Origin of the sequence: Plasticicumulans sp. (genome assembly GCF_035331805.1) — a bacterium.
GTDB lineage: Bacteria > Pseudomonadota > Gammaproteobacteria > Competibacterales > Competibacteraceae > Plasticicumulans.
Genome location: NZ_DAOLKE010000111.1, coordinates 1 through 10,298, shown reverse-complemented (window position 1 = coordinate 10,298; position 10,298 = coordinate 1). Strand labels below are relative to the sequence as shown.

Genomic DNA, 10,298 nt, shown 5'->3' with positions numbered 1-10,298 from the left:
TGGTCGTCACGTCACCGCCGGCCGAGTGATTCACCAGTCGCTTGACCGTGGCAAGGTCATTCAGCGTGCGCTGCCCTGTCGTCACGAAGCCGCGGCGCAAATCGTGCGGACTCCACGGCAGGCCGATGGCTGCAACGACTTCGGCAACGGCACGACGCAACCGGGTTTCGCTCAGGCCGAATACCGGTGCATCGGCGGCAAGCGGATTCGTGCGGCTGGTGGCCTGATTCCGGCGAGCGCAGAGCAGCGCCTGCAAATGCCGCCCGAGCGGCAACGCATGGTCGGTGCCGTTCTTGGTATCGCGAAAACGCACGCTGCCGGCTTCCAGGTCCGTATCGGCCCATGTCAGGTGCAGGGCTTCGCTCAGGCGCGCGCCGGTCAAAGCCAGAAAGCACAGCGTGTCGGCAGCGTCCCGGTCCGCCAGTGCGGCGACCGCGGCAGACCATGCCGGCAGCTTGGCATCCGGCACCATCCGGTCCTTCGGCTTCAGTTCGCGCAGTCCGTCGAGCTTGCGCAGGCGCGCGACCGGGTTTTCCAGCGCCACGCCATCACGGGCTGCCACGAAGTTGAACAGCGCCGACAGGTAGCGCATGACTTCGTTTGCCGACCCGGTGCTGTCGATGCTGCGATACCGCTCCTGCACCACCTTCAGCGTGATGGCGTCGAGCGGCAGCAGCAGCCAGTCGGCGCACTGACAGCGCAACCGCTCGCGCATCTTGCGCGCAGTGCTGGCCTTCAGGGACTTGGCGGCGAGGTAGTCGGTCAGTGCCTCGCACAGCGTCGGCCGCGCGACCTGAGCAGCCCGCACGTTCGCCGGTGCCTCGCCTTCCGCCACCCGGCGCAGCAGGTCCAGTGCTTTGGCGCGGGCTTCATCGGCGGTCAGCACCGGCCAGCGACCGAGCAGCGCCGATACGGCACGGGTCCGCAGCCGGAATGTCTTGGTTCGTGCGCCGATGACGCACTCGAACCCGGTCACGCGCGAGTCATGGACAATGACACGCGCACCGGGCCGATGCTGGCGGCTGCGCAGGAAGGCGTCTGAAAGCAGGATGCGCACGGGAAGTCCCCCGGAACTGATGCACGTTTGCGTCACGGTTTCGCGTGTCGTGCATCAATTTCGGCACTTGGCGAGCTTTTTGCTTATAGCTCGCAAGCTGCGCAAGCTGCTGATATCGAAGATATTTCGATGGTGCCGGAGGTGGGACTCGAACCCACATGCCTTGCGGCGGTCGATTTTGAGTCGACTGCGTCTGCCATTCCGCCACTCCGGCGAGCGGGGGCGCGAAGTATAAGGAAATTCCACGGACTGACAAGGCCGCGGGTCGCGCATGCCGCAACGCCTTGTCTTTGCACGCCGTACCGCGGCGACGATAAACTGCGCGGGCTTACCGGCTGATGAAAACGATTCCTACACGAGCCCGCTTCCTGCCCCGCCGTCCGGGCCGCATCGGCCGCCTGAACACCTTCCACGTCCGAGGAGCTGCATCCTGATGAGCACGACGAACCAAGCCCTGCAGGCCTGGGTAGAAGAAGTTGCCCGCCTGACCCGTCCTGACCGCATCCACTGGTGCGATGGCTCGGAAGCCGAGTATCGCGGGCTCGTGGAGCTGATGCTGGGCAACGGCGATCTGGTCGCGCTGAACCAGGAAACGCACCCGAACTGCTATCTGCACCGCTCCAGCCCGACCGACGTCGCGCGCACCGAGCACCTGACCTTCATCTGCACGCAGGATCGCGAGGACGCCGGTCCGAACAACAACTGGATCGCGCCGGACGAGGCCCACGCCAAGATCGACTCGCTGTTCGACGGCTGCATGCAGGGCCGCACGCTGTACGTCGTGCCCTACTGCATGGGGCCGATCGACTCGCCGCTCTCGCGCTGCGGCGTCGAGATCACCGACAGCCCGTACGTGGTCGCCAACATGCGCATCATGACGCGCATGGGCGCGGCGGCGCTGGCGCGCATCGAGCGCGAGGGCGGCTTCGTCAAGGGCCTGCACTCGACCGGGGATCTGAGCCCGGAACGTCGCTTCATCATGCATTTCCCCGAGGAACTGACGATCAAGTCGATCGGCTCGGGCTACGGCGGCAACGCGCTGCTCGGCAAGAAGTGCCATGCGCTGCGCATCGGCAGCTGGCAGGCGCGCAGCGAGGGCTGGCTGGCCGAGCACATGCTGATCGTCGGCATCGAGAACCCGCAGGGCGAGACGCACTACGTCGCCGCGGCCTTCCCGAGCGCCTGCGGCAAGACCAACCTGGCGATGCTGATCCCGCCGGCGACGATGCCGGGCTGGAAGGTCTGGACGGTCGGCGACGACATCGCCTGGCTGCACCTGCGCGAGGACGGCCGGCTGTGGGCGATCAACCCCGAGGCCGGCTTCTTCGGCGTCGCACCCGGCACCGGCGCCAAGACCAACCGCAACGCGCTGGAGATGCTCGACCGCGACACGATCTTCACGAACGTCGCCGTCACCGCCGACCAGCAGCCGTGGTGGGAAGGCAAGAACAAGGACCAGACGCCGGTCATCGACTGGAAGGGCAATCCCTTCGATGCGGCCAAGGGGCCGGCGGCGCACCCGAACTCGCGCTTCACGGTATCGGCGAAGCAGTGCGCAAGCGTCTCGCCGCGCATCGATGACCCGGCCGGCGTGCCGATCTCGGCGATCGTGTTCGGCGGTCGCCGCGCCGAACTCGCGCCGCTGGTGTTCCAGGCGCGCGACTGGAAGCACGGCGTGCTGGTCGGGGCCTCGGTGGCCTCCGAGACCACGGCGGCGGCGACCGGCGCCGTCGGTGTCGTGCGCCGCGATCCGATGGCGATGCAGCCGTTCTGCGGCTACAACTTCGCCGATTACTGGGGCCACTGGCTGTCGTTTGCCGACAAGTCCGACAAGCTGCCGAAGATCTTCCACGTCAACTGGTTCCGCCAGGACGCCGACGGCCAGTTCATGTGGCCGGGCTTCGGCGAGAACCTGCGCGTGCTGAAGTGGATCCTCGAACGCTGCGCCGGTCAGGCCGAAGCCGTCGACACGCCGATCGGTCCGATGCCGCGCGCCGAAGACATCGACACCGCCAGCCTCGACGTATCGCCGGAAACCCTCGAAGCGCTGCTGTCGATCGATGCCGGCCGCTGGCAGGCCGAGCTCGAGGACATCCGCACCTACTTCGCGAAGTACGGCGAGCACATGCCGCGCGGGCTCTGGGAAGAATTCGAGCGCACGCGCATCGCGCTGGAGAAGGCCCGCAGCGCCGAAACGGCCTGATCGCCGGATCGTCGCCCGGACAACGCCGCCCGCCCGGGCGGCGTTTTCATTGGCGGCCCCGCCAGCCCGAGGAAGCCTGCATGTATCTTGCGCTGCATCACACCCACGTGACCGCGGTCTGCCTGAGCCTCGGCCTGTTCACGCTGCGCGGGCTGTGGATGCTCGCCGGCTCGCCGCGCGTGCATGCGCCGTGGACACGCTGGCTGCCGCCGCTGATCGACACCGTGCTGCTCGCGAGCGCGATCGGCCTGACGCGGGTGCTCGGCCAGTATCCGTTCGTGAACGGCTGGCTGAGCGCGAAGGTGCTGGCGCTCGTCGTCTACATCGGACTCGGTGCCGTGGCGCTGCGCCACGGCCGCACGTACCGGCAGCGGGCGACGGCGTTCGCGGCGGCGCTGCTGACGGCAGGCTACATCGTCGGCGCCGCGCTGCAGCATTCGCCGGCGTCGTGGCTGGCACGGCTCTGAGCCGGCCCGCCACGGTCCGCAGGCTCACTTCGCGGCCATCAGCTTTTCGTACAGGCCGGTGATGCGGTCCATCTGCTGCAGGATCTTCTCGCTGGTGACGGCCACCAGCGTCGGGATGTACTGCTGGCCATCGCGCAGCCGGAAGGCGCGCTCGTAGACGACCCACAGCCGGTCGACCTCCTGCAGGTCGGCGCTGATCTCGGGCGTGTTCTGCGGGGCCTTGCGCAGTTCATCGAGCGCGCTGCGAAACTGCTCGCCGGCTTTCTGCATCTCCGCGCTCAGCTCCGGCGAGGCCAGTCCCCAGGCGCTCAGCATGTAGAACTTGCCGATGCGCTGCGACAGCATGCGCTGGCGACCGGCGAGATCGACCAGATGCGCGGCCGGAGTCTGCGACTGCGCCTGCAGCCTGAGCACCACGTCCTGCGCGGCCGCGAGCAGTGCCTCGTTCTGCACGATCAGCTCGCGCGCACCGGCCTGCGTCGGCGCTGCCGTGACGATGACCCGGAACGGCCGCCACAGGGCATCGACCTGCACCAGGGCCGTCTTGACCTCGGGAGTCGTCGCCGACACCTGCAGCGTGGCGAGCTGCGACTCGAACTGCTGGACGGCCGCCTCCAGGCGCTGGCGCGCCTCGTCGGTCTGCACGTCGAGCCCGATCTGGGCATAGGCCATGGTCATGCGCTGGGTCAGCATGCGCTGGCGACCGGCCATGTTGATCGCCGTGGACAGCGCCAGGGATTCGGCCGCCACGGCCGGCGGCGGCAGCACGAAGGCTGCGGGCAGCGGCGCCAGCATCAGGCTCAGCAGCAGGACGGCGCCGGGGCCGGCGGATTTCCGGGCCGGGGGTGCGGCATGCAGCGGGGCGATACGCATCGTGTCCATGGCTTGCGACCTGGCTGATGGAGGAGCGGTACGGGACCGGGCATCCGGACGGAGAGGCCCGTTAGTCTATCGACCCGCCTTCCGGCCAACCATGCCGGGGCGCTTCAGTCGTCGCGGTAGCACTCGACGCGGTTGCGGCCGTTGCGCTTGGCGTCGTAGACGGCGCGATCGGCGTTGCGCAGCAGGCTCTCGGCCGATTCGTACGGCTTGTCCTCGCCGTGGGTGGCGATGCCGATCGACAGCGTCACCGTCACCTGCTGGTCCTCGGCCAGCCGGCAGGGTTCTGCGGCAATGGCGGCGCGCACGCGCTCCAGCATCGTCAGCGCGGCGTTGCGGCGCAGGCCCGGCAGCACCAGCACGAATTCCTCGCCGCCGAAGCGCGCGACGATGTCGGTGCAGCGGATGTGCGCGTTCAGGCGCCGGACGATCTCGCAGAGCACCTCGTCGCCGGCCTGATGGCCGAAGGTGTCGTTGACGCGCTTGAAGTGATCGAGATCGATGAAGGCCAGCGTCAGCGGCCAGTTGCCTTCGGTCGCGAGCCGGAATTCGCTCGCCAGCGTCTCCTGCAGCGAGCTGCGGTTATAGGCCCCGGTCAGCGGATCGCGGCGCGAGCGTTCCTCCAGCAGGCGGGCGCGTTCCTGCATGTGCTCGGCCTGGCGGCGCGCCTGGGCGGCCTCCTGGACGATCTGCAGGTTGCGCACCATCAGCACCTCGCGGGCGTGATCGAGCACGGCCGTCACCTGCGCGGCATCGGGCAGCTCGATCTCGAACAGCGCCGAGGTTTCCGGAATCTGCGCACCGATCTCATCGACCAGCGCGGTGACGGCCGCCGCATCGAGTCCGAGCAGGTCCTGCGCCAGCATGCCGATGCGCGCGGTGCCGGCCTCGTCGGGCGGATTCAGCCAGACCTCGGCGAGCCAGCCGGCCAGCGTCGTGCAGGCGAAGAAGCGGGCATTCTCGCCGCTGTCGGCCAGCGCCCCGGCGGTGAGGGCATGACTGAAGCGCGTGGCGAGCACCAGATATTCGGGCATGCCCCAGCGATCCAGCATCCAGGACCCGACCTCGGCGTGATCGGCACCGAACACCGCCTGCTCGGCCTGCGCCAGCGCCAGATGCCCCGGGCAGGCGTCCAGCCCTCTGGCGTAGTCCTGCGGTGCCGCGGCATCGAGCACGAGGATGCCGATGTCCTGCAGCAGGCCGGCCAGGAACAATTCCTCGCGGTGCTGCCCCAGACCGGCCTGCAGGCCGATCGTGCGGCTGGCCAGCGCCGTCAGCAGGGAGCGCCGCCAGTAGCGCAGGTGGTCGAGCCCACCGGCCGAGGCCCCGAAGCCGCCGACCAGCGAGAAGCTCAGCGCCAGCGTCATCGCGGCGTTGAGGCCGAGCAGCATCATCGCCTGGCGCAGGTTCTCGACCTTGCGCCGCTGCGCGTACAGCGGCGAATTGGCGATCTTCAGCAGCTTCGCGGTCAGGGCCGGGTCACGGCAGACCACGTCGGCGATCTCGCCGATGCCGGCATCCGGGTCGTCGCCGAGTTCGATGATGCGCATCGCGACGGCGGGCAGCGTCGGCAGGTGCGTGCAGGCACCGAGTCGGGCTAGCAGGGTTTCATCCATCGGCGTACGGCGTCCTCGACTTTCATAAGGATGCGACACGAGCGGCAGGCGGCGTGTCCGGACCGAGCCTACCATAACCGCCGCGTGACCCTCGGGTCATCCCAGGCGAACCGGTCATGCCTGCAGGCGTACACGAAAGCAGACGACCAGACCGCGGTCGCACGCACGAAGCACGCATAAAAAAGGGAGGGCTGGCGCCCTCCCTTCCGCTGTCGAGCCGGCGCGCTGCGCCGGGACGCGCTTCTTCAGTTCTTGCTGGTGTCGACCAGGCGGTTGGCCTTGATCCACGGCATCATCGCGCGCAGCTTCTCGCCGACCACCTCGATCTGGTGCTCGGCGGTCAGACGGCGGCGCGAGGTCAGCGTCGGGGCGCCGGCGCGGTTTTCGAGGATGAAGCTCTTCGCGTACTCGCCGGTCTGGATGTCGGTCAGGCACTGGCGCATCGCGGCCTTGGTCGCCTCGGTCACGACGCGCGGGCCGGTCACGTACTCGCCGTACTCGGCGTTGTTCGAGATCGAGTAGTTCATGTTGGCGATGCCGCCTTCGTAGATCAGGTCGACGATCAGCTTCAGCTCGTGCAGGCACTCGAAGTAGGCCATCTCCGGCGCGTAGCCGGCATCGACCAGCGTCTCGAAGCCGGCCTTGATCAGCTCGACGGCGCCGCCGCAGAGCACGGCCTGCTCGCCGAACAGATCCGTCTCGGTCTCCTCGCGGAAGCTGGTCTCGATGATGCCGGCCTTGCCGCCGCCGTTGGCGACCGCGTAGGACATCGCGATGTCGCGGGCCGCGCCGGACTTGTCCTGATAGACGGCGATCAGGTGCGGCACGCCGCCGCCGGCCTTGTAGGTCGAGCGCACGGTGTGGCCCGGGGCCTTCGGCGCGATCATGATCACGTCGAGATCGGCGCGCGGCACGACCTGGTTGTAATGGATGTTGAAGCCGTGCGCGAAGGCGAGCGCCGCACCCTGCTTGATCTTCTTCTCGATCTGCTGATAGACGCCGGCGATGTTCTCGTCCGGCAGCAGGATCATGACCACGTCGGCGCCCTCGACGGCGGCGTCGACTTCCTTGACGCTCAGGCCGGCGTTGACGGCCTTCTGCCACGAGGCACCGCCGGCACGCAGGCCGACGACGACCTGCACGCCGGACTCGCTGAGGTTGTTGGCGTGGGCGTGACCCTGCGAGCCGTAGCCGATGATGGCAACGGTCTTGCCCTGGATGAGGGAGAGGTCGGCGTCTTTGTCGTAGTAAACGTTCATGCGGGAGTTCCCTGCGGGCGGTAGCGCGGGGCAGGCCTTGGTAGCGGCCGGCCCCGCCAGGAAGGTGGAGTCAGTCGTTCAGACGTGCAGGCCCTTCGGCCCGCGCGCGATGCCGGTGACGCCGGAACGCGCCACCTCGACGACGTTGTCGGCACCGACGGTGCCGAGGAAGGCATCGAGCTTGTCGCTCGGGCCGGTCATCTCGATCGTGTACGTGCTCTCGGACACGTCGAGCATGCGGCCGCGGAAGATCTCGGTGAGCCGGAACATCTCGGCGCGCAGCTCGCCGGTCGCGCGCACCTTCACGAGCATCAGCTCGCGCTCGATGTGCGCCCCTTCGGTCAGGTCGACGAGCTTGACCACGTCGATCAGCTTGTTCAGCTGCTTGACGATCTGCTCGATGATCGCGTCGTTGCCGTAGGTGACCAGCGTCAGCCGCGACAGCGACTCATCCTCGGTCGGCGCGACGGTCAGCGACTCGATGTTGTAGCCGCGGGCGGAAAACAGGCCCGCCACGCGCGACAGGGCGCCGGATTCGTTCTCCAGCAGGATCGAAATGATGTGTCGCATGATTACACCAGGATCATCCCTTCTTCGTGCACGTTCTTCATCGCGTCGCGCCCGGCGAGCAGCATCTCGGCCTGGCCGCCGCCGGCAGGGATCATCGGGTAGACGTTCTCTTCGGGATCGGTCAGGAAGTCGAGGAACACGGTGCGGTCCTTCATCGCGAAGGCCTCGCGCAGCGCCCCTTCGACATCGGCCGGCTTCTCGATCTGCAGGCCGATGTGGCCGTAGGCCTCGGCGAGCTTGCGGAAGTCCGGCAGCGCTTCCATGTACGACATCGAGTAGCGCTTCTCGTAGAAGAACTCCTGCCACTGGCGCACCATGCCCAGATAGCGGTTGTTCAGGTTCACGATCTTCACCGGCGTGCCGTACTGCTTCATCGTCGAGAGTTCCTGCAGCATCATCTGGATGCTGCCCTCGCCGGTGATGCAGGCCACGTCGAGGTCCGGGAACGCGAACTTCGCGCCCATCGCCGCCGGCAGGCCGAAGCCCATCGTGCCGAGGCCGCCGGAGTTGATCCACTGGCGCGGACGGTCGAACAGGTAGTACTGCGCGGCCCACATCTGGTGCTGGCCGACGTCGGAGGTCACGATCGCCTGGCCGCCGGTGACCTTGTAGAGCTGCTCGACCACGTACTGCGGCTTGATGATCGTGTCGCTGTTGCGGTACGCGAGCGACTCGATCGCGCGCCATTCGTCGATCTGCCGCCACCACTGGGCGATGGCCTCGGCATCGGGCTTGAGGCCTTCCTCCTTCAGCACCGCGATCATCTGGCGCAGCACGTTCGGCACCGAGCCGACGATCGGCAGCTCGACCGGCACGTTCTTCGAGATCGACGACGGATCGATGTCGATGTGGATGATGCGGGCGTTCGGGCAGAACTTTTCGAGGTTGCCGGTCACGCGGTCATCGAAGCGCGCACCGACGGCGAACAGCACGTCGCAGTGATGCATCGCCAGATTCGCTTCATAGGTGCCGTGCATGCCGAGCATGCCGACGAACTGGCGGTCGGTGGCCGGATAGGCACCGAGCCCCATCAGCGTGTTGGTGATCGGGAAGTTCAGCAGCCGGGTGAGCTCGACGAGATCCTTCGAACCGTCCGACAGCACGACGCCGCCGCCGGTGTAGATCATCGGCCGGCGCGCCTGCACCAGCAGCTCGACCGCCTTGCGGATCTGGCCGGCGTGGCCCTTCACGGTCGGGTTGTACGAGCGCAGCTTGATCTTCTTCGGGTAGTCGAACTCGACGCGCGCAGCGGTGATGTCCTTCGGCAGGTCGACCAGCACCGGACCGGGGCGGCCGGTCGTGGCGATGTAGAAAGCCTTCTTGATCGTGACCGCGAGGTCCTTCACGTCCTTGACCAGGAAGTTGTGCTTCACGCACGGACGCGTGATGCCGACCGAGTCGACCTCCTGGAAGGCATCGTTGCCGATCAGCTTGGTCGGCACCTGCCCGGACAGGATCACCATCGGCACCGAATCCATGTAGGCGGTGGCGATGCCGGTGACGGCGTTGGTCAGGCCCGGACCGGAGGTCACGAGCACGACGCCGGGCTTGCCCGAGGCACGCGAGTAACCATCGGCGGCGTGCGCGGCGGCCTGTTCGTGCCGCACCAGCACGTGCTTCACGTCGTCCTGGCCGTGCAGCGCATCGTAGATGTGCAGTACGGAGCCGCCCGGATAGCCGAAGAGGTATTCGACCCCCTCTTCCTTCAGGCAACGGACAACGATCTCGGCACCGGTGAGTTCCACGGCAGGAGCCTCCTGGGACTGGGCATATGGGTTGACGGCGGCGTGGCGCCGCGCAGACTGGCAAAATCGCCGGTATCGTCGTGGCTGCGCGCCCCGCGGATCAGCAGGAACGGCCTTTCGGGCACCGCCCGCGGAGTCGCGGACGGGGTCATCGGTGGCAGCCAGTTCGCACGGACCGGGCAAACTATCCGCAGCCCCCCCAAAGGTCAAGGACGGCGGGCATTCCCGCCGCACGACCGCCCTCCCAACACGCTGAAACCGCAGGAGTACGCATCATGAACCGCGCCCGCCCGGCCCTGCTGCTGGTTCTCGGCTGGCTCGCACTCGGCGCCCTGCCCGCCGATGCCGCGGTCTACAAGTGGGTCGATGCCGAAGGCCGCACGCATTATTCGTCCACGCCCCCGCCCGGGGCCGATGCGAAGCCGGTCGTCATCCGCGAGGACCCGCTGCCGCCGCCCGCCGCCGGTTCGCCGCCGGCCGCCCCGCCGGCTGCGGGCGGGGG

At 67.8% G+C, this 10,298-nt stretch carries 9 protein-coding genes and 1 tRNA gene; 3 read left to right on the top strand and 7 right to left on the bottom strand.

Annotated elements, in window-relative coordinates:
- Together PKE44_RS09695 and PKE44_RS09690 are read right to left on the bottom strand one after the other, a co-directional pair.
- Nucleotides 1–1,057 (bottom strand): integrase family protein (locus PKE44_RS09695; protein ID WP_324550511.1); only part of this gene is annotated, 1,057 nt, incomplete at its 3' end.
- Between the two features lie 130 nt (nt 1,058–1,187).
- Nucleotides 1,188–1,271, bottom strand: a tRNA-Leu gene (locus tag PKE44_RS09690).
- A 219-nt stretch (nt 1,272–1,490) separates the two neighbouring features.
- On the opposite strand from PKE44_RS09690, the gene PKE44_RS09685 reads away from it, so the two are divergent.
- Together PKE44_RS09685 and PKE44_RS09680 are read left to right on the top strand one after the other, a co-directional pair.
- Nucleotides 1,491–3,260 carry a phosphoenolpyruvate carboxykinase (GTP) gene (locus PKE44_RS09685; protein WP_324550509.1) on the top strand — a complete coding sequence of 590 codons (1,770 nt, stop codon included), beginning with the start codon at nt 1,491–1,493 and terminating at the stop codon, nt 3,258–3,260.
- An 80-nt stretch (nt 3,261–3,340) separates the two neighbouring features.
- A complete protein-coding gene (locus PKE44_RS09680; RefSeq protein ID WP_324550506.1) occupies nt 3,341–3,727 on the top strand; it encodes a SirB2 family protein in 387 nt (128 codons plus the stop codon).
- 24 nt (nt 3,728–3,751) lie between these two features.
- Here the strand turns inward: PKE44_RS09680 and PKE44_RS09675 are convergent, their stop codons facing one another.
- From PKE44_RS09675 to PKE44_RS09655, 5 genes are all read right to left on the bottom strand, one after another.
- A complete protein-coding gene (locus tag PKE44_RS09675) occupies nt 3,752–4,609 on the bottom strand; it encodes a type IV pili methyl-accepting chemotaxis transducer N-terminal domain-containing protein (RefSeq protein ID WP_324550503.1) in 858 nt (285 codons plus the stop codon).
- Between the two features lie 104 nt (nt 4,610–4,713).
- Nucleotides 4,714–6,222 carry a GGDEF domain-containing protein gene (locus tag PKE44_RS09670; RefSeq protein WP_324550500.1) on the bottom strand — a complete coding sequence of 503 codons (1,509 nt, stop codon included), beginning with the start codon at nt 6,220–6,222 and terminating at the stop codon, nt 4,714–4,716.
- 245 nt (nt 6,223–6,467) lie between these two features.
- Nucleotides 6,468–7,481 carry a ketol-acid reductoisomerase gene (ilvC, locus tag PKE44_RS09665; RefSeq protein ID WP_324550498.1) on the bottom strand — a complete coding sequence of 338 codons (1,014 nt, stop codon included), beginning with the start codon at nt 7,479–7,481 and terminating at the stop codon, nt 6,468–6,470.
- Nucleotides 7,482–7,559: 78 nt separating this feature from the next.
- Nucleotides 7,560–8,051 carry an acetolactate synthase small subunit gene (gene ilvN, locus PKE44_RS09660; RefSeq protein WP_324550496.1) on the bottom strand — a complete coding sequence of 164 codons (492 nt, stop codon included), beginning with the start codon at nt 8,049–8,051 and terminating at the stop codon, nt 7,560–7,562.
- Nucleotides 8,052–8,053: 2 nt separating this feature from the next.
- Complete coding sequence (locus tag PKE44_RS09655) at nt 8,054–9,796, bottom strand: acetolactate synthase 3 large subunit (RefSeq protein ID WP_324550494.1); 1,743 nt, start codon at nt 9,794–9,796, stop codon at nt 8,054–8,056.
- A gap of 275 nt (nt 9,797–10,071) precedes the next feature.
- Between PKE44_RS09655 and PKE44_RS09650 the strand changes: the two genes are divergently transcribed.
- Nucleotides 10,072–10,298: DUF4124 domain-containing protein (locus tag PKE44_RS09650; protein ID WP_324550492.1), on the top strand; the 227-nt coding region annotated here is incomplete at its 3' end.

Bases quoted from the DNA above. Each gene is read 5' to 3' on its own strand.
- PKE44_RS09685 (WP_324550509.1), top strand. From the start codon at position 1,491: ATGAGCACGACGAACCAAGCCCTGCAGGCCTGGGTAGAAGAAGTTGCC.
- PKE44_RS09680 (WP_324550506.1), top strand. From the start codon at position 3,341: ATGTATCTTGCGCTGCATCACACCCACGTGACCGCGGTCTGCCTGAGC.
- PKE44_RS09675 (WP_324550503.1), bottom strand. From the start codon at position 4,609: ATGGACACGATGCGTATCGCCCCGCTGCATGCCGCACCCCCGGCCCGG.
- PKE44_RS09670 (WP_324550500.1), bottom strand. From the start codon at position 6,222: ATGGATGAAACCCTGCTAGCCCGACTCGGTGCCTGCACGCACCTGCCG.
- ilvC (WP_324550498.1), bottom strand. From the start codon at position 7,481: ATGAACGTTTACTACGACAAAGACGCCGACCTCTCCCTCATCCAGGGC.
- ilvN (WP_324550496.1), bottom strand. From the start codon at position 8,051: ATGCGACACATCATTTCGATCCTGCTGGAGAACGAATCCGGCGCCCTG.